Here is a 19255-nt window from a genome sequence, read left to right as displayed (position 1 = left end):
TATCAATAAATAATAAGTCAGGATAATGTAGGGGAAAATCCATGTACGTATGTATCTGTAATAGCGTAAAAGAAAAACAAGTCCAAGTGGCCATTGCCTCTGGTATTAATACCCTTGATGGTCTAAAAGACGCGCTAGATGTAGCTACTTGTTGTGGATGCTGCGAGCCTATGGTTAATGATTATTTAGAAGCGCACCACTCTAAGCTGGATGTTTTAGCCTACGCGGTTTGATTATAGCTAACCCGATCTGTAAATAACTGTATTAGAGATTAGCCCCAAAAATAGTATTGCTTATGCCGCCTTTTACTCATCCTGAGTTGGGCGGTTATTTTATGGCTAAAAGCATACTTCATAAACATTATAAATGCAGTACTATGTATAGAATATACAGTCTATAGTATGGAATATAGAATTAGTTATCATTGCCAACTGACATCTTATTCTTAGTTCGCTAGCGCTACGCCTCTGACAGCGTCTATGTGTTACTATATTGAGCTAAGATATATAATATGACAGGGGAGCAACGTTATGATAGGCAGCCAAAAAGTTATTGATTATTTAAACTTTTTAATTGGGGGAGAGTTAGCGGCTCGTGACCAATACTTTATCCATTCTGAGATGTATGCTGAATGGCACTATGGTAAATTATATGATCGTATTCATCACGAGATGGCAGATGAGACCCTGCACGCCCAAGCTATCATTCGCCGTATTCTAATGCTTAGCGGCACACCGAATATGAGTGTCAATGCTATTCATATTGGCAAAACTGTTCCTGAAATGCTACAACTTGATCTTAACCTTGAGTATCAAGTACAACAACATCTCAAAGAAGGTATCGCTATCTGTGAACAAGAGCGCGACTATGTGACCCGTGATATGTTAGTTGAGCAGCTAAAAGATACTGAAGAAGACCATGCTCATTGGCTTGAGCAGCAATTGCGTCTTATCGATATGATTGGCCTGCCTAATTATCTACAGAGCCAAATGGCTGAAGTACCACCAAATCTAGTTTAGTTGAGGTTTGATAGATAACGGTCCTAGTAGATACCAAGATAGCTAGTAATTGGCTGATAATTAGTAAGGAGAGACAGAATGAGAGGCGATAAAGAAGTTATTCGTGCAATGAATAAAGTATTAGGGCAGTCATTGATTGCTATCAATCAATACTTTTTGCATGCTCGTATCGCTCGGCACTGGGGACTTGAATCCCTAAATGACAATTTTTATAAGCAGTCTATCGCTGAGATGAAGTGGTCTGACGAGCTGATTAGTCGTATATTATTATTAGGTGGTCTGCCTAATCTACAAGATTTAGGTAAGATGTTTATCGCTGAAGATGTGGCTGAGATGATTGACTGTAACTTGCGTCTAGAGCAGCAAAAGTTCGATATCATCACTGAGGCGGTCAGCCTATGTGAAGAGCATAAAGATTATGTTTCTCGCCAGCTACTAGTCAAGCTCAAAGATGGTAACGAAGAATATGATGACTGGTTAGATACTCAAAAAGATCTGATTACTAGTATCGGCATACAGAACTATATCCAGTCACAAATTGATGATGATACGCCATAGATAAAAGGCGCTATATAGACTCTAGCGTCTGCAAGTGTGGCTCTAGCTAAAGTTAATTGCTCATATCTATATGCTTATCCAGTCAAAAAAGCCAGTATCAGCCTCAGCTCTGATACTGGCTTTTTTTTATAACCTTTAACCTTTAATAGAGCCCGCGACCATCTTCAGGTTTCAGACGTAAAAAATGTAGCCCTGAGACTATGGTCACGATACCTAGTATCCAATAAGTGATCTGAAACGCCGTCAAAATATCGAGTTGTAAACGCTCACGTAGCAAGTTCAGTAGCGCTGCACCGCTGGCAATACCGAAACTGATTGCCAACTGCTGATTGACCGCCATAAGACTATTACCGCTACTGATTTGCTGACCTTGTAAATCGCCAATAGTGATAGTATTCATCGCACTAAATTGCATAGAGTTGCAAGCACCCATCACTGTCAGTACCGGAATGAACCAAGGCCATTGTGAAGCGTCTCCAAACTGTGCCAAAACAATAATTAGTAGGCCTAATAGCAAGGTATTGTAGACTAATACTTTGCGATAGCTATAACGTTGGATAATCTTACTGACAAAGGGCTTAACCCCGATAGCACCAACAGCAATAGGCGCTAATAGCCATCCTGCCTGCGAAGGTGAATACTTAAATACTACTTGTAATAATAAGGGTAATAAAAACGGTACCGCACTAATACCAAAGCGAGTAAATAAGTTGCCGACGATGCCAATCCGAAAGGTACGAATACTGAATAAACTTAAAGGAAATAATGGCTGCTGATAGCGCTTGGCATGCCATATATAGCCCGTTAGGAATAGCCCTGCACCAAGTACTAATAGCAACCCATAAAACCCACGCCCAGCTTGTGAACCAAGCTCTACTGCCAAGGTCAGACCACAAGCAGCTAAAGCGAATAGTACAAAGCCTCGCCAGTCTAAACCCTCAGTTTCCTCAAATAGCGCTGGCACCAAGTTTTTGCCTAAAATAAAACCAACCACACCCATCGGCACATTGATCAAAAATATCCAATGCCAGCTGGCGTATTGCACTATATAACCGCCAAGCAAGGGACCGACCAATGGAGCGATTAAAGCGGGAATAACCGCAAAGTTCATAACAGTTAGTAGTTTATTACGAGGGTAGGACTTGACTAGGATTAAGCGTGCAACTGGCGTCATCATCGCTCCACCAATAGCTTGTACGATACGTGCGCCAATCAAAAAATCTAAATTAGGGGCAGTAGCACAGAGTATAGAGCCAATACAGAATACGATAATAGCCGATAAGAATACTCGTCGAGTGCCATATTTGTCCGCTAAAAAGCCACTAATAGGAATAAATATCGCCAAAGTTAAAGCATAGCTGATGACTGCCCATTGCATCTTCAACGGTGACTCGCCCAGTGCTTGTGCCATTTGTGGCAAGGCGGTATTTAGGATAGTTGCATCCAAAATCTGCATAAATAATGCCACCGCTAACACATAGGGCAGGTATTTACTTTGTGTTGCGCTTAGCGTCACCATATTAATATCACCACCGCAGCGGCAGCATACAAGCTTTCGCGCAGTCTATTTAGAAGAAATTTATAAAATATTCTGTAGTATAAGAACAACTCTGCAGTAATTAAAGATGAGCAAAGTAACGGTTTGCTGTCGTGCTAAATACCACTGTCAAATCACAGTTTAGTAAAGCGCCACTAGGCTATCGTTTAGAAACACCTACACTACTTACATCAGCGCACTTTATTGCGGAGTCCAGCACTCGCTATAGTAGGGCAGTGATTATTTAGATTTTTGCCGATAGCTAGCTTTTACGGTATACATGTTCTCTTAGGCTTTCATTATAAATACAATCTCAGGCCAACAGCTAACTGTAATAAACCGGCTTAATAAACCCCAGCCGTTAACAACGATATATATAATATAACGATACAAATAATAGGATTTTTTATGAGTAACGATAACCAGCAAACTAGTACTACTCAAGAGGCCGCTTATATGCCCGCTAAAATCTGGACTAATGATAAAGAAAATGGTGGCAAGTTCGCTAGCACTAATAGTCCGACGGCCGGATCACGTCATCAGCAAAAGCTACCAGTAGGCGACGCGCCGTTGCAATTGTACTCATTGAACACCCCTAATGGAGTTAAAGTAAATATTCTATTAGAAGAGCTTAGCGAGTTGGGTATAAAACAAGCGGCCTATGATGCTTATAAAATAGACATCTCTGCAGGCGATCAGTTTGGCTCTGATTTTGTCGCCATAAACCCTAACTCTAAGATTCCAGCCTTAGTCGATCACTCTGTAACTGATGAGCAAGGTCAGCCTATAGCTCTATTTGAATCAGGCTCTATCCTATTGTACTTAGCGGAGAAGTTTGAGAGGTTTGTACCGCTACAAAGTGATAAGCAGCAGGCTGCAGCACGAGCTAAGTGTTTGTCTTGGCTAATGTGGCAGATGGGTAGTGCTCCCTACTTAGGAGGCGGTTTTGGACATTTTTATGCTTATGCGCCAGAGCCAATGGAATATCCTATTAACCGTTTCACTATGGAAACTAAGCGTCAGCTAGATGTTCTAGACCAACATTTAGCAACTAGCACTTATATGTGTGGCGATGATGAGTCAGATTATAATATTGCAGATATTATCATTTGGGCTTGGTATGGTCAGTTAGCGCTCGGCAAGCTCTATGATGCCGCTGAATTCCTACAAGTAGCTGACTACAAAAACCTACAGCGATGGGCGCAAACCATAGCGGATCGTCCTGCGGTCAAACGCGCAATAGACTTAGAGCTACAGCCTATTAGTTAAGGCAAAGGTTTATCTTTAAACTCTAGTGGCTGATAAACTAAGGCTATCAATGAACTATAACTAGCAAATAACTAGCTATGTTTAATGGTTATTGAGCCATAAACTAACCACTAGAACCAATTACCAACCAGTAATTATCTCGAGGCCAATAGACAATATACCGTTCTATTGGCCTTTATTCGTTTGTTAGAGTAACCACTAGTTCTAAGAGCGGCGTAATATTGATTATCCTAAGTAAATTTGCCTAAATGCTTCAATAATTACATGATGAAACATAGATATAACAGATAGAAACATAGATAAGTTAAGATGAGTACCTAACCTTATGAGAACGTCAGTAGTTATAACAAGCTGACCCTATTTAGTCTAATTGCGAGGCCAGTGATGCTAACTATCGACCCTATTATTCAGCAGCCTAATACTAGATGGCGTAACCTTAGTCTGAAGTTACTAGCTGCCATCAGCACTATTATGATTAGTCCCCTAAGTAGCATAGCTGCCACCCCTGTAGAGTTAATTAACCAAGATTGGCAACTGGTTTGTGATAATACTCGCACTTGTCGTATGGCGGGCTATCAAACTGATTTCACTAGTGACTTTCCAGCGTCTATATTATTGACTCGTCAAGCGGGTAATAGAGCTGAAATAACGGGCGATATTAAGCTCGGTGGTGACAAAAACGGCTCTAATAAAGCGCTGTTAGAATTAGGTAATCGTCATCGGGTGTCACTATTTATTGATGGCAAAGACTTAGGGGAGACCACGTCTTCATCATTAGGAGCTGGCTATGCAGCTCTTTCTAGTAGCCAAGTCAAAACCTTATTAGACTCCCTTACTAAATCTAGCAAGATTGAGCTAGTAGTGCGTAACTCACGCTGGCAAGTATCAGATCATGGGGCTACAGCCATCATGCTAAAAGCTGATGAAGCACAAGGGCGAGTCGGCACACCCAGCGCCTTGCTTAATCCAAAACCTAATAAGCCCAACAGTAATGTGTTAGCAGCTGTAGATGCCCCGCAGCTAAACTTAGTGCTTCCTAATGCAGTTGCCGATGCCAATAGTAATAAAAGCTTTAGCCTTAAGTCCTCGCAATTGAGTGATATCATGAAAGGCACGATCAAAGATCTAAGCAATGACTGCCCAAGGCTATATAACAAGAACCCATGGAAGGTTAAACGTCTAAACAGCACTCAATTATTAGCGCAACATAACTGCTGGTCAGGCGCTTACAACACTGGGGATGGCATGTGGGTCATGAATGATCGCCAACCTTACAATCCAAAACTAGTCACTACCTCTGCTACTGCTTACGATGAAAAAGGTATTATCAGTTCAGTACAAAAGGGGCGTGGTATCGGAGACTGTTTGGCTATTACTGAATGGGTATGGACTGGGAAAGGCTTTGCTAAAAGTAAGGAAGGTACTACGGGTCTTTGTCGTTTGATAGCTGAGGGTGGTGCTTGGTGGCTACCCACTTTAGTATCGCAAGTGAAACGTTAAAAGGTTTTCTGTCCTCGCTACGGGCAATCAATCTGGTATGGCAGAGGGACAAAGCAGTACTTTGCAAGATAGTTGCTAAAAAACACTAGAAGTTAAAACACTATTATCGAGCTAAGCTTTACGGTTTAACCACTACCTTTAACTAAAAATTTAAAATATATAAGCATAATGTATTTATTATGCTATACTACGTCGCCACGTTAGCTTAGGTTGACGTGAATTATGAGATTGATAACATCGCCTACGATTTTGGGTCTGGGATGACCAAGAGTAATTGTTGCCGATGATTTTGTGTACTTAAATAACGCTTTAATACTGCTTTAGTACTAGGGTTATTTCTGACTCATATCTTATCTACTAATCCTATGTGATGGATTAAATTGATTGTTATTTGCTACTACTTGCTTTGGATAAAGCTACTGTAGTTTGACTGTGACAAGCAAGGATAAGACACTCGGCACTACCACCAAAATACGTCAGACGCCATATAGAGCCTTTATTGATTATTTTCAATAAACACTCTATATGATGAACGGTTATCAGTGGTATGCATCAAGTTCGCTGAATTTGCAGCGGCTTACTCTACCAAGGATTCTCATGACTGACATCTTATCTACAATCGCTGCACAAAACGGTATTATCGAAGACACTACTGCCCAAGATACGGCAACTACAGATACTACTGCACAAGCTACTGATGCTAGCACTTCTGAAGCCAATTCTGAAGAAAACCAAACCACTTTTGCTGACCTTAACATTGCCAAGCCAATTCTTGCGGCACTTGAGCGTAGTGGTTACACCAACCCAACTCCTATTCAAGCACAAGCTATTCCTTTTGCTCTAGAAGGTCGTGACTTACTATTGTCTGCGCAAACAGGTAGTGGTAAAACAGCTGCATTCGTGATCCCAGTACTTGATCGCTTGAGCCGTGCTACTAGCTTTGACAAACTTACTAAAGCTCTTATCCTAACGCCAACACGTGAGCTTGCTCAGCAAGTACATGATAGCGTACGTACTTATTCTAAAGATATGCGTGGTCTATTTTGTGTACCTTTAGTTGGTGGCGCTCCTTATAACGGTCAGATTACTGCTCTAAAAAAGGGTGTACAAGTTATCGTTGCGACTCCTGGTCGTCTACTTGACCATATCAATGCTGGTCGCGTTGACTTGTCAAACCTTGAAGTACTAGTACTTGACGAAGCGGATCGTATGCTCGATATGGGTTTTGCTGATGATATCAGTGACATCTTACGCGCAGCTCCTACTAATCGTCAGACTATTATGTGTTCTGCAACTTGGGATGGTCCTGTTGGCAAAATCGCCGCTACCTTTACTACTAACCCTGAACGCGTTGCTATCAAAGTTGAATCTGCTCACATCGATGAGACAGTGTATTACTGTGATGACTTCAATCATAAAAACAAAATCTTAGACAAAATCGTTTGTCAGCAAGACGTTGATCAAGTAATCATCTTCGCAGCTACTAAACGTAGCACTGAAAAGCTAGCCAAACAGCTACAAGAAGATGGTCACAAAGCTAGCTTCTTACATGGTGATTTGCCACAAAGCAAGCGTAACCGTATCGTGCAAGACTTACGTAACGGCAAATGCAAAATCTTAGTAGCAACTGATGTCGCTGCTCGTGGTCTTGACGTTCCAGCACTATCACACGTTATTAACTATGACTTACCACGCCAAACTGAAGATTACGTCCATCGTATCGGTCGTTGTGGTCGTGCTGGCCGTAGTGGTGTAGCTATCAGCTTATGTAGCATGGATGATCGTCCACAATTAAATGCTATCAATCGCTATCTTAACCGCAAAATGGAAGCATCAGTCATTGAAGGCTTAGAGCCTAAAAAGACTTATGTACCAACCGAAAATAAAGGTAATGGTCGTGGCCGTGGTCGTGGTCGTTCAGCAGGCGGCGGTAATGGTCAAGGCCGTGGTCGTCCAGCTGGCGGTGGTTATGCAGGTAAGCCTAGTGGCAGCAGTCCTCAAGGCCGTGGTCGTTCAAGCGATAGCAGCAGCGCTACTGGTCAACGTGCCAGCAATGACAGCGGTTATCAAGGTAAGCCACGTGATGCATCAGGTAAGCCTAATGATCGCTTTGGCGGCAAGCCTTATCAAGGCAAACGTACTGACGGCACTAGCGCCCCACGTGGCGAACGCGCTGCAACTGGTCGCGGTCGCCCAAGCGGTAGCCAAGGTCGTCCAGCTAGCCGTTCAGGTGCAGGTAGTGCCGGCCAAGGTCGTCCTGCAGGCAGCAACCGTAACAAAAACTCTTAATTAACGGCTGTTTAGCAACTGATAATATTTCAGCTGTTAAATAACCTTTAAAGCGAGTCAAAAAAGCCAGATAGTTATTATCTGGCTTTTTTTGGTTTTAAATTTCAATGACTAGGAGCCGTTTTGCGCTGTTTTGTAATAAACAGCTATAGTTAAAAAATACTTTATCGACTAGTAGTAGCTCCTTGCACCTAAGTTTAACCTTGATTATACTGCCAGCCTTTATTAGCCTTTGTCCCTTTTATCTAGCTTGCATATGGAATGCCAAGATGTTCATGATTTCGTCATCATCATTTACTGCTTTACAGATAGACAGCTTGCCGGTTGCCTTTGGCATTATCATGGCCATTATTGGCTTAGTATTTTATACCCAAGGATTACCTGGTAAGTTTTGGCGACGTTTTTATGCGCTGTTGCCAGGTATTGTTCTGTGCTGCTTCATACCGGCAACGTTGAATAGTCTGGGGGTTTTTGCTGACGGCATAGGCTCACAGATTTATGGTTTTACGGCGACTTATTTACTGCCCGCTAGTTTACTACTGATGACCCTATCCATGGATGTACCAAAGATATTGGGTCTTGGTTGGAAAGCTATTGCTATGTTTATGGCGGCAACAGTCGCTATCATTATTAGTGGACCTATAAGCTTGGGTTTGGCTAAGTGGGTGTCACCTGAGATGTTTACCGACGATACGCTATGGCGTGGCTTTTCAGCAGTAGCGGGCAGTTGGATAGGGGGTGCTGCTAATCAAGCCGCAATGAAAGAGCTGTTCGGGGTCAGTGACGATCTGTTTGGCATGATGATTTTGGTAGATACTACCAACGCTTCACTGTGGTTATTGATTATCTTAGTGCTCGCAAAGCATAGCGATAAAATAGATCGACTGTTGAAGGCGGATACTAGCAGCATTGAAAGAGTCATTCAGGCGGTCGAAAGTTATGAGCGCGATAATGAGCGACCGGCAACCTTGAATGACTTGATGGTGCTGTTTGGCTTATGTTTTGCAATGGTAGGGGTTGCGCACTTCATCGGTGGGCAGATTGCTGAGTTTTTTGCGCCTTATAGTTGGGCGGTACAATACAGCTTTGCCAGCTCGTTCTTTTGGATGGTAGTGATCATTACCATAATAGGCGTTATATTCTCTTTTACTAAGATTCGCAGGCTCGACCACGTGGGCGCCTCTAAAATAGGCACAGTGTTCATATTTGTGTTAATTGCTGCTATTGGTATGCAGATTAATTTGGCGGGCATAGTCTCGCAATGGCGATTACTACTGATCGGCTTAGTGTGGATGACTATCCATGTGATTATTATTTTTATTGTTGCTAGAATTATCCGTGCGCCGTTTTTCTTTTTAGCTGTTGGTTCCAATGCTAATACTGGTGGCGCCTCGTCAGCGCCAATTGTGGCTACTGCTTTTCATCCGTCATTGGCACCTGTCGGAGTGTTTTTAGGTATTCTTGGTTATGCTATGGGTACTTTTGGTGGTTATATCAGTACTCAGTTAATGCGTCTAGTGGTGACTTAAGCTATCGATATATTGCTACTAGCTCATTTTAGAATACAGTGAAATGGGCAGGGGCTTAAAATCGATAGTTGATAGTCGCACCTTTTAAGATAACCTAAACCATAAAACCAATGCTTGTTATCAATGCAACGGCTAAGTCTTATGGTTTAGAATATTACTTGCGACTATCTCTGTCGTCTTGTTCTTAACCCCATCATTTTTAACTAAGTAATTAGTTTTTTACTCAGTTTTTACTTAGTTTTCAACCGAGTTTTTCGGCCTAATACTTAGTAATCATAACTTGAGACGTAAACCGACTCAAGTTTCTGTAATCATCACTATTTTAATTGGCACCGCACACAACCACTGTATACCACTAGTACTAAAGAAACTATATTCATCGCATGAGCTAATAAGAGCGGTAAAATCATTATCGGTCAAATCTTGCATAGCCTCTTCATCGCTACTATCAGCCACAGCACACCATACTGGTGTATCACTTTTTTCTAATAGAGTACGAGTTAGAAGATTTCCAGTCAGTTCACCCTTTAACATAAAAACTCCAGATAAGTTTTACTTTATGTTTCAATAAAAGCTTTAACCTATTAATGTTAGTCTTAATGATTAATAATATTTAATTGATAGTTAAGAGTATCATAAACAAACAACTCAATATAATATAGCGATATTAATAATATGGAGCAATACAAATATAAAATATTGGACTATGACTAATAAAATATAGGAAATACATAAAAATATAAATACTATTGTTGGGAGAAACCGTAGTAAGTAGTCGTATTTGAATACTTACGAGCGAGTGACAGCTTATTTTTTAGTAGTTTATTTATCATTAGCTAATTGGTCAGTAATTATAGGATGGTTAGAATGGATGCGCTTAGTACGTTGCTACAGCAAGCTCAACACTTAAGCCAAACTAAATATTATCATTTGCACATTGCGGGTGATTGGGGGTATTCAATAATTAATGAACAAACGCTGTGTCTATACTTAGTTGAGTCTGGTAGCTTCTGTATCAATACAGCAGATAGCTCACGTCAAGTATATGCCGGTGATATTGTCATGCTTCCGCATGCTAAGGGTCATGTTTGTCATACACTAGGTCATCAGACTAACACTACTAAAGTGCTGGATGAATTTCTATCTGATTATGATAAAGGCGTTATTGATAGTACTAAAGATAGTGCTAAAAACAGTACTGAAAAGGCACGTTTTTTATTAGTGGAATGCCAGTACGATCAACAGACTATTCAACCGCTATTAGCAGTATTGCCAGCTATTTTGCCTGAACAAGGTACTATCTCCAAGATCCAATTTAGAGCACTTGATCAAGCATTTATATCATTAACGCTAGAGTCCGAACCTGAGCGTTTAGGTCAGTTAGCGATGGTCAACCTTTGGGCGAGCATGGTTATGGTTGAGTGTCTGCGTACTTATATTGAAACCTTATCAGAGACTACAGATAGCTGGTTGGCCGCCATCAGACATCCTTACTTAGCCAAAGCCCTAGCTATGATGCATGGTAAACCGAATTATAGCTGGACTACTTGCGAGCTTGCCAAAGCAGTTGGGATGTCGCGTTCAAGCTTTACTCAGCGCTTTAAAGATAAGGTTGGTGTACCACCATTGACTTATTTGATTCAATATCGACTACGTATTGCCGCCCACCATCTACGCTTACCTTACTATAATATTGGCCAAATCGGCACCCTAGTCGGCTACTCTTCAAACTCAACTTTTAGCCAAGCCTTTAAACGGGCTTATGATATGTCACCTAGACAATATCGTCAGCGATATCAAAACTTATCAACACAATAAGTGCCTAAAAATAGCAACATAAACTAAGACGTTATCGCTACAGTTAGCTAAGCTGATGCCGTATACTGATTATCTTAGGTATGAGTTAATCCACCTAAGGATGCCCATGGATGAGCGTTATAAAATCAATATAAGGATAGGTATATGTTAGGGAAGATGATGTATCAGCCGTTGCTGCTTAGTGGTTTGATCGAGCATGCGGCTCAGTATCATGGTGATACCGCTGTATTATCCAAAGAGGTCGATGGCACGGTAACTCATAGTGACTGGCTCACGGTTTCTAACAACGCAAAGCGGATGGCAAATGGCTTGGCGGCATTAGGCCTAAAACCGGCAGATCGAATAGCTACTTTGGCTTGGAATAACCGCCGCCATTTAGAGGCTTGGTATGCTATCTCTGGTAGTGGCATGATCTGTCATACTATCAATCCACGCTTGTTCCCCGAGCAGCTCAGCTACATTGTCAATGACGCCGATGACCAAGCTCTCCTCTTTGATATTACATTTTTGCCGCTGATTATGGCTATTAAAGACAGTCTCAAAGGCCTTAAGCATTTTATATGTTTAGGGGCTCGCGATGATAAAGTGGTAGCACAGTTGCCTGAAACCTTATTTTTTGATGAGCTATTAGAGCAGAGTGCCACTGAGTTTGATTGGCCACAATTCGATGAAACTACGGCAAGCTCGCTATGCTATACCTCAGGGACTACTGGTAATCCTAAAGGCATCTTATACACCCATCGCTCCTCAGTATTGCACGCTATAGCTTTGTGTATGCCTGATGTCTCAGCACTATCTGCTCAAGATGTATTGCTACCAGTTGTGCCCATGTTCCATGTTAATGCTTGGGGAACTCCCTATGCTGCAGCGCTTACCGGCTGCTCTTTAATACTGCCTGGGCCTAATCTAGATGGCGACAGTTTAGTGTCTTTGATTGATGATTATAAAGTGACAGTGGCTCTAGGAGTACCAACGATCTGGCAAAGCTTACTGGCAGCTGCCAAGAATAGGGGTAGCAAACTCGATAGTATGACTCGAACTATTGTCGGCGGCGCAGCTTGCCCACCATCAGTGATTAAGACTTTTCGAGAGGATTTCAATTGTGACGCTATTCACGGTTGGGGCATGACCGAAACGAGCCCTCTTGGCACTATGAACCAGATAAAGGCTAAGCATAAATCCCTTAGTGATAGTGAGATGAATAGGGTGCGCGAATCGCAAGGGCGTCCTCCCTATGGAATACAAATACGCTTGATGGACACTGAGAATCCAGAGCAAGTAGTCGCTGAGGATGGGCATTCTCAAGGTAACTTGCAAGCTCGTGGACATTGGGTAATTAGTGATTACTTCACTGAAAATCCAGAGGCTATTACCGAAGATGGCTGGTTCGATACTGGTGATATTGCTACTATTGATGCTGATGGTTATATGAATATCCGTGACCGAGCTAAGGACTTAATCAAGTCGGGCGGTGAGTGGATATCCTCTGTAGAGCTGGAAAATATCGCTGTAGAACATCCACAAGTTAAGATGGCTGCCGCTATTGCTGCCAAACATGCCCGATGGGGTGAGCGTCCAGTATTGATTGTAGTAAAAGAGCAGGGCTCTAGTGTTGAGGAAGCACAAATTCTAGAGTTTTATAATGGCCGCGTTGCGAGTTGGCAAATACCGGATAAAGTCATCTTTGTCGATAACATCGTATTGAATGGTGCTGGCAAGATGGTAAAAAACGACTTGCGTAGAGAGTATGGTAATGTACTACTGGACTCTTAATACTAGAGTATAGTGATCTTACTACTAAGGTTAACCTATAGAGTTGAATAAGAGTTTTCTAAACTAAAAGCCTCAAAGTTCTATTATAAAAAAAGCCTACAATTTTGTAGGCTTTTTTATATTTAGTTTAGCGCTGATTTAACAGTTGAGTCATCAGGACCGCTAAGCACCAGTCTTATCAAGGCTAGAGTAATAATACAAGTAATAGGCAATACTATCGAATAGGTTCAAGTCTTAAGTGCTCCTCATAAGTACTCAGTATAACTACTTATATAGTCCACTTATCGTTAACAATAGCCACTAGATAAGGCTTACCTTTATAGTCAGCAAAGACTAAGCGCATGGCTTGCCAATCCATTCCAGAATACTTGTCGCTACCAGGATAATAAAACTCAACAAAATCATGGTTTTTGTAAATATTAGTTAGATTATTTAAGCTGTTGCCAAAGCCTTGAAACTGGTTAATTGTAGGCGAGGTTGCTTGGTACTTACTAGCATCAACCCAAGCAGTCAGATAAGCTGGTAGCGGGGTTATATAGAGATCGCCAGTACCGTCTTGCTGTCCCCAAGTAAACTTAATTTTAGAGGCTTTAAGATACTGAGTGAATTGAGCACGGCTAAAAACCTTATCACTCTTGGGGTCGACATAAGCATACATTGAAAAGCGTACGCCACGAGTTGGATGAATTAGCGGTGCAATAGCCTGATAGTTTTTATAAGCAAGCGCTTGCTTGATATAAATCGCATCCTGCATTACTCGCTGCTGGCTAGGAGTTACCGTAGTATTGGATAAATAATCACCGCTGTCCTCAGGGCCAAAAGTCGCATAGACGCTTATAGGAGCGAGTACCAATAACAGTAAGTAGGCTTTTAAATTTAGCATAAGTCTCCTTTAACTAGAACTAGACCCAATAACCATCGGGCGCCTTGGGTAGTTCAACTAGAGTACGGCGTAACGCCTCTGACCACTGACTGCGAATAGTATTAAAATACTCATCGTTGTCATCGATACGGCGACCTTTAGGTAATTTTAGACTGTCATTTTCGTACAATAAAAAATCTATGGGCATACCTACTGATAGGTTTGAGTGAATAGTGGAGTCGAAGGACAGCATCAAAGCTCGGGCTGCATGTCTAGGATCCGTATCATAGCTTACCGACCTATCAAGGATAGGCTTACCATATTTACTCTCTCCCAATTGAAAGAACGGTGTATCCTCAGTAGCTCGAATACAGTTGCCTTCAGGATAAATCCTATACAGCTCAGGAGACTGCCCTTTAATTTGTCCCCCTAGCATGAAGGAGCTAGTGAATGCGCCATCAGTGCCTGCGTTAGCTACTGATTTTGCATGATTCATAATAGAGCGCATACATTCACCGACCATTTGCGCAGCGTCAAACAAGGTAATCACTGTATTGATATTAGGCTCAGCACGCTGATCGATATCATTTTGTAATTTAGTAAAGACGGCTTGCGAGGTGGCGAGACTGCCAGCGGTCTGTAGTACTATAAAGCGCTCACCTTCGATACCATATTGATAGATCTTTTTAAAGGTTGATATATGATCAACACCAGCATTGGTACGAGTATCACTTGCGAAAACCATGCCGTCTTTTAAGCGAATAGCCGCACAATAAGTCATATAAACACCTAGTAAAGTTGTAGTTAAAAAATAATATAGCTTAAGATAATCTGGTCACTAGCACTTGACTATAAAGATTCTCATAGCCGCCACCCATCCGTACACCGCGTACTGGCGCAGTATCTAAGTAGTCGCGTCCAATAGCGACATACACATGTGAGCTGGGCCGGAATAACTGATTTGAGATGTCAAAAGTATACCAATAGCCATCTAGCCAAACCTCTGCCCAAGCGTGGCTTGCCATATGGTTTTCGGTATCATCATATAAGTAGCCTGACACATAGCGCGCTGGAATTTGTTGATCTCGTAAGCATCCTACAAACACATGAGTATGATCTTGGCATACACCAGCACTAGTGGCAAAAGACTCAGCAGCAGTAGTGCCTACATGAGTCACATCTTTGACAAAAGGCATTCTCATTATCAGCTCATTGGCCAGTTTTTTTAGACTATCATGAGTGACCGTTTTTAGATGAGGCGCTGCAAAATCTCGCATCTCCTGCGAGCATTTAGTTAATGGCGTCTGCACAGTAAATAGCAAGTAGGGCACATTATCCATATCCTCTAAGTACTCCGTTTCGGTATTGATCTCAACGATACCGGAGGCTTGCATCTGCAAATTATTGTGCGCTTCATTACGACTTAGGGTCAACCAATCGTTACCAAAGCCGTCTTTTTGCTTGTTCGCCACTTTAGGCAGCATAACATCCCATTTATGAATAATTTGATGGGGCAGTTGCATAGGCGTCATGCGTATATACTGTACGCTGCGCTGCGCCAATTCTTCATAGTAATAGTTAGTCTGATGACTGATTTGTAATTTCATAATAACATCCTTATTTTTATAATAGGCTTAAGTTGATCACGTATCCAAATTACCCAGTCGTTAAATAGTGGCTCAATATTTAGGGTTATTTAGCATTAATAACAGCACTAGACCCCTTGGCGTAGAATAAGATTGAACTCTTTGCTAATAAGGTTGAAATCGCTAAATCGTTTAGATTTAATCATCTGATTGGTCAGACGTATTAGCTCACGCCAGCGCGTATTTTCTGGTAGCTCATTAATCCAGTGCTTAAACTGAAGGCTGACTTCTAGAGAGTTTTCATCTAATAACACCGCTCGTTCAAGTTGCTCAAAGTGGCGTCCTAATTGCCAAAAACAAGTTACGGTAGAATGCTCTTGTTTCATAGCTGCATTACAAGCATATAGCTGCAAGGTTGCCGCCCGATAAGTACCCGCACTGCTAAGTCGCTTGATCAGGTTATAGAGCTCGGCAGTATCTTTGCCAATAACCCCTTTGGCCTCTTGCACATTAGCCTCAATCGACTGCACGACATTAGGGATTATATCTTGCTCAAGATTGGCCATTATTTGTGCTTTCATAGTTTCGAGCGATGCCTCTACATCGGCATTAAAGCCCAGACAACTAACCAAATGCTGTACTTGTGATTTTTCAAGATTGCCTTTAATCAGCTGCTTCATGATGCTGTCGTAATAGTAAAGACGCTCGCCATATCTGCCTAGCCATATCAGATGACTAGCGGTAGACAACAGTAGTATCATCGGCGCATCAATTAGATAGTCATAGCCTGCCTCTATTGGCTGTAAGCGATCATAGTACTCAGGGTGGCTAGTAGTATTTTTCTCTAACAGCTTATCAGTGTTGCCAGCTTGCCTATTACTTGCGGGGCTAGCGTCCACGTTATTTTGGTTTAAATCTGTATCATCAATAACCCAAGTGTCTTTGATACCACCACCTTGAGAGGAGTTGACTACTAGTGAGCCCTCAACCATAGCTACCCGAGTCAAGCCGCCAGGCACTATATCTACTGAGCCATCACCATGACTCAAAATAAAGGGGCGTAAGTCAATATGACGTGGGGCAATACCATCGCTGACGGCAGTAGGGTTAGTCGATAGCGAAATGGTCGGCTGAGCAATAAAGCCGCTTGGATTTTCAAGCAAGCGTAAACGATAGTCTTCAATTTCTTCTTTAGTAGAAGTTGGGCCAATGAGCATACCGTAGCCCCCTGATCCTTGAGTCTCTTTTACCACTAGCTTGTCTAAATTATCGAGCACATATTTGAGCTCATCAGGCTTACGACATTGATAAGTTTCAATATTCGGTAAGATAGCTTCTTCACCTAAATAGAACTTAATCATATCGGGAACGAACGGATACAAGCTCTTATCATCAGCCACACCAGTACCAGGAGCATTGACGATAACGACATTACCAGCTCGATAGGCACTCATCAGTCCCGATACCCCTAATATAGAGTTGGACTGGAAGGCTAAAGGATCGATATAAGGATCATCAATGCGGCGATAAATCACATCAACTTGTACTTTGCCGCGAATACCTTGCATATAAACTTTGCTATCTTCCACTACTAAGTCATAGCCATGGACTAGTGGCACATTCATCTCATGCGCCAAAAATGCATGCTCATAATAGGCACTATTAAAGCGCCCTGGCGTTAAGATGACAATCTGGGGATCATACTTGCTGGTTGAGCTGGCAAGACATTTTTTTAATCGGTTTGGATAGTCACTGATGCCTAGAATAGGGGTCTGCGCAAACATATCCGATAATAGGGTTTCTGAGATATTACGACTCTCGAGCATATAAGAGACACCAGAGGGCGTACGTAAGTTATCCTCTAATACGCAAAAGGTACCTGTTTCATCTCGAATCAAGTCGATACCACTGATATGGGAGTAAATAGGCTTATCAAGTTCGATGCCCATCATCCAAGGCTCATAGCAGCCGCTAGCATAGACATAGCTGGCAGGCACAACACCAGCCTTCATAATAGCTTGCTCATGATAAATATCGTGCAAAAATGCGTTGAGCGCAGTGATACGTTGTTTACAGCCTTTTTCTATCAGCTGCCACTCGCTAGCGGCGATAATACGAGGAATGATATCAAACGGAATCATACGCTCGATATTTTTGGCATCGCTATATACCGTAAAGGTAACGCCTTTGCGATAAAAGATGTTTTCGGCTTGTTCATTCAGGTGATTAAGGGCGTCAATATTGATATTATCTAGCCAATCACCTACCGCCTTGGCTACCGGACGGTATTGGCCATCGGCTATTTTTAATTCATCAAAACTCTCAAGCTTTTTGCTAGGGTGTTGCGCAGAATCGTTAGTAGCGTTTGTTTTAGTAGTAGTTACAGTAGCTTGGCTCTGCTGTTGATTGTTTTTTTCAGCAGCGCTGTTATTGGTGCTGTCTGTTGCAGACTGGCTTTGGGATTGACTCTGAGTTGATTTTTTATTCATAAATACCTCACACATCCTTGGCAAAGTTATACATTGTTATAGTAGATGAGGTTACCGCTATTTTATGCTTAATAGCGGCGACAACGTCCGTGTCCTATGTTGACTATACAACGTCTATAGGGCATTACACAACAAGCGTTTGATGGTTTAAGGTTGCCACAGATACGATAAAATACAAATATATCGTGAAGATTTAAACCACTTGTATTTTCTTATCGAATATTCATCCTAATGCTCAATTTTTTGTTTTTATAACCGCCCTCTATAGACAGTTATAAAGCGACGAATATTGACACTGCTGACAGTAGTAATAGTCATGTTTGCTCTATTATTTGCCTAATTATTTGCCTAAGTGAAACCTTAAACCGTCCACTGATCATTGACGATAGCTACTAAATAACGCTTACCTTGATAGTCATCAAATACTAAGCGCATGCCACGCCAGTCCATACCGTTAGATTTTTCGCTGCCTTTACGATAGAAATCAACCACATCTAAGTCTGGGTAGGTGTCGTTGATATTGTTGATCATATTGCCTCTAGACTCAAACTTATTAACGGTTATACGGGCATCATTGAACTTACTGCCATCGACCCAAGTGTCTAAATACGTTGGTAATGGCACAATGAATAGCTCACCAGCACCGTCCAGATCACCCCAAGTAAAGCGGATTTTGGACTGCTGCAAGTACTGGGCGAATTGGGCACGACTAAAAACTTTGTCAGAATCTAGACGTACATAAGCATACATCGACAAGCGCACACCACGAGTCGGGTGAATATCATCGATGATGGCAGCATAATTGTGGCTGGCAAGCGCACGCTGGATATGTAGTGCTTGCTCAGTAAGAGTTTGCTGGCTAGTAACAGCTGGAGGTTGGGACGGAGTGGACGCGCTTTGATCGCTTATACTGGTATCAGTAGCAGGTACTGATTGACAGCCAGTAGCCAGCATTGACAACGCTATACAGCTACTAGTGGCTAGTTTATAACAAGGTGATGTTTTCATAACGATGTCCTCAAAAGC

General features: G+C 42.0%; 16 protein-coding genes. 9 read left to right on the top strand and 7 right to left on the bottom strand.

The window, feature by feature from the left end; genetic code table 11:
- Positions 1-41 precede the first annotated feature (41 nt).
- The 3 genes from KZA12_RS06485 to bfr (KZA12_RS06475) all read left to right on the top strand — a co-directional run bounded on the left by KZA12_RS06485 (position 42) and on the right by bfr (KZA12_RS06475) (position 1577).
- Entirely contained in the window at positions 42-233 is a 192-nt protein-coding gene (locus tag KZA12_RS06485) for a bacterioferritin-associated ferredoxin (RefSeq protein ID WP_201622000.1), read from the top strand.
- A gap of 297 nt (positions 234-530) precedes the next feature.
- Entirely contained in the window at positions 531-1019 is a 489-nt protein-coding gene (gene bfr, locus KZA12_RS06480) for a bacterioferritin (protein WP_201621999.1), read from the top strand.
- 78 nt (positions 1020-1097) lie between these two features.
- Positions 1098-1577, top strand: coding sequence for a bacterioferritin (gene bfr, locus KZA12_RS06475; RefSeq protein ID WP_201621998.1), 480 nt, complete (start codon positions 1098-1100; stop codon positions 1575-1577).
- A gap of 142 nt (positions 1578-1719) precedes the next feature.
- Here bfr (KZA12_RS06475) and KZA12_RS06470 read toward each other — a convergent pair whose 3' ends face one another.
- Positions 1720-3096: a DHA2 family efflux MFS transporter permease subunit gene (locus KZA12_RS06470; RefSeq protein ID WP_218689655.1), complete on the bottom strand. Its 1377-nt coding sequence runs from the start codon at positions 3094-3096 to the stop codon at positions 1720-1722.
- Positions 3097-3522: 426 nt separating this feature from the next.
- Here KZA12_RS06470 and yghU point away from each other — a divergent pair, with 426 nt between their 5' ends.
- The 4 genes from yghU (at position 3523) to KZA12_RS06450 (ending at position 9701) form a co-directional block, all read left to right on the top strand.
- Positions 3523-4383: a glutathione-dependent disulfide-bond oxidoreductase gene (gene yghU / locus KZA12_RS06465; RefSeq protein ID WP_218689654.1), complete on the top strand. Its 861-nt coding sequence runs from the start codon at positions 3523-3525 to the stop codon at positions 4381-4383.
- A 384-nt stretch (positions 4384-4767) separates the two neighbouring features.
- Entirely contained in the window at positions 4768-5883 is a 1116-nt protein-coding gene (locus KZA12_RS06460) for a DUF1176 domain-containing protein (RefSeq protein WP_218689653.1), read from the top strand.
- Between the two features lie 597 nt (positions 5884-6480).
- Positions 6481-8172 carry a DEAD/DEAH box helicase gene (locus tag KZA12_RS06455; RefSeq protein ID WP_218689652.1) on the top strand — a complete coding sequence of 564 codons (1692 nt, stop codon included), beginning with the start codon at positions 6481-6483 and terminating at the stop codon, positions 8170-8172.
- Between the two features lie 269 nt (positions 8173-8441).
- Positions 8442-9701 (top strand): DUF819 domain-containing protein, encoded by a 1260-nt coding sequence (locus KZA12_RS06450; protein WP_201621993.1) that lies wholly within the window; start codon positions 8442-8444, stop codon positions 9699-9701.
- Between the two features lie 297 nt (positions 9702-9998).
- Here KZA12_RS06450 and KZA12_RS06445 read toward each other — a convergent pair whose 3' ends face one another.
- Positions 9999-10235 carry a hypothetical protein gene (locus KZA12_RS06445; RefSeq protein WP_218689651.1) on the bottom strand — a complete coding sequence of 79 codons (237 nt, stop codon included), beginning with the start codon at positions 10233-10235 and terminating at the stop codon, positions 9999-10001.
- 333 nt (positions 10236-10568) lie between these two features.
- On the opposite strand from KZA12_RS06445, the gene KZA12_RS06440 reads away from it, so the two are divergent.
- On the top strand, positions 10569-11519 hold the full coding sequence (locus tag KZA12_RS06440; RefSeq protein ID WP_218689650.1) for an AraC family transcriptional regulator: 951 nt from the start codon (positions 10569-10571) through the stop codon (positions 11517-11519).
- A gap of 144 nt (positions 11520-11663) precedes the next feature.
- Positions 11664-13292, top strand: a complete 1629-nt coding sequence (locus KZA12_RS06435; protein ID WP_218689649.1) for a long-chain fatty acid--CoA ligase — start codon at positions 11664-11666, stop codon at positions 13290-13292.
- A gap of 268 nt (positions 13293-13560) precedes the next feature.
- Here KZA12_RS06435 and KZA12_RS06430 read toward each other — a convergent pair whose 3' ends face one another.
- The 5 genes from KZA12_RS06430 to KZA12_RS06410 all read right to left on the bottom strand — a co-directional run bounded on the left by KZA12_RS06430 (position 13561) and on the right by KZA12_RS06410 (position 19237).
- A complete protein-coding gene (locus tag KZA12_RS06430) occupies positions 13561-14175 on the bottom strand; it encodes a hypothetical protein (RefSeq protein ID WP_201621989.1) in 615 nt (204 codons plus the stop codon).
- Between the two features lie 19 nt (positions 14176-14194).
- Entirely contained in the window at positions 14195-14935 is a 741-nt protein-coding gene (locus KZA12_RS06425; RefSeq protein ID WP_201621988.1) for a peptidase, read from the bottom strand.
- A 40-nt stretch (positions 14936-14975) separates the two neighbouring features.
- Positions 14976-15761: a transglutaminase family protein gene (locus KZA12_RS06420; protein ID WP_201621987.1), complete on the bottom strand. Its 786-nt coding sequence runs from the start codon at positions 15759-15761 to the stop codon at positions 14976-14978.
- A 107-nt stretch (positions 15762-15868) separates the two neighbouring features.
- Complete coding sequence (locus KZA12_RS06415; RefSeq protein WP_201621986.1) at positions 15869-18229, bottom strand: circularly permuted type 2 ATP-grasp protein; 2361 nt, start codon at positions 18227-18229, stop codon at positions 15869-15871.
- 360 nt (positions 18230-18589) lie between these two features.
- Positions 18590-19237 (bottom strand): hypothetical protein, encoded by a 648-nt coding sequence (locus tag KZA12_RS06410; RefSeq protein ID WP_218689648.1) that lies wholly within the window; start codon positions 19235-19237, stop codon positions 18590-18592.
- Positions 19238-19255 lie beyond the last annotated feature (18 nt).

This window comes from Psychrobacter sp. BF1 (assembly GCF_019279065.1).
Lineage (GTDB): Bacteria > Pseudomonadota > Gammaproteobacteria > Pseudomonadales > Moraxellaceae > Psychrobacter > Psychrobacter urativorans.
This window is presented reverse-complemented; position numbering and strand designations above follow the sequence as displayed.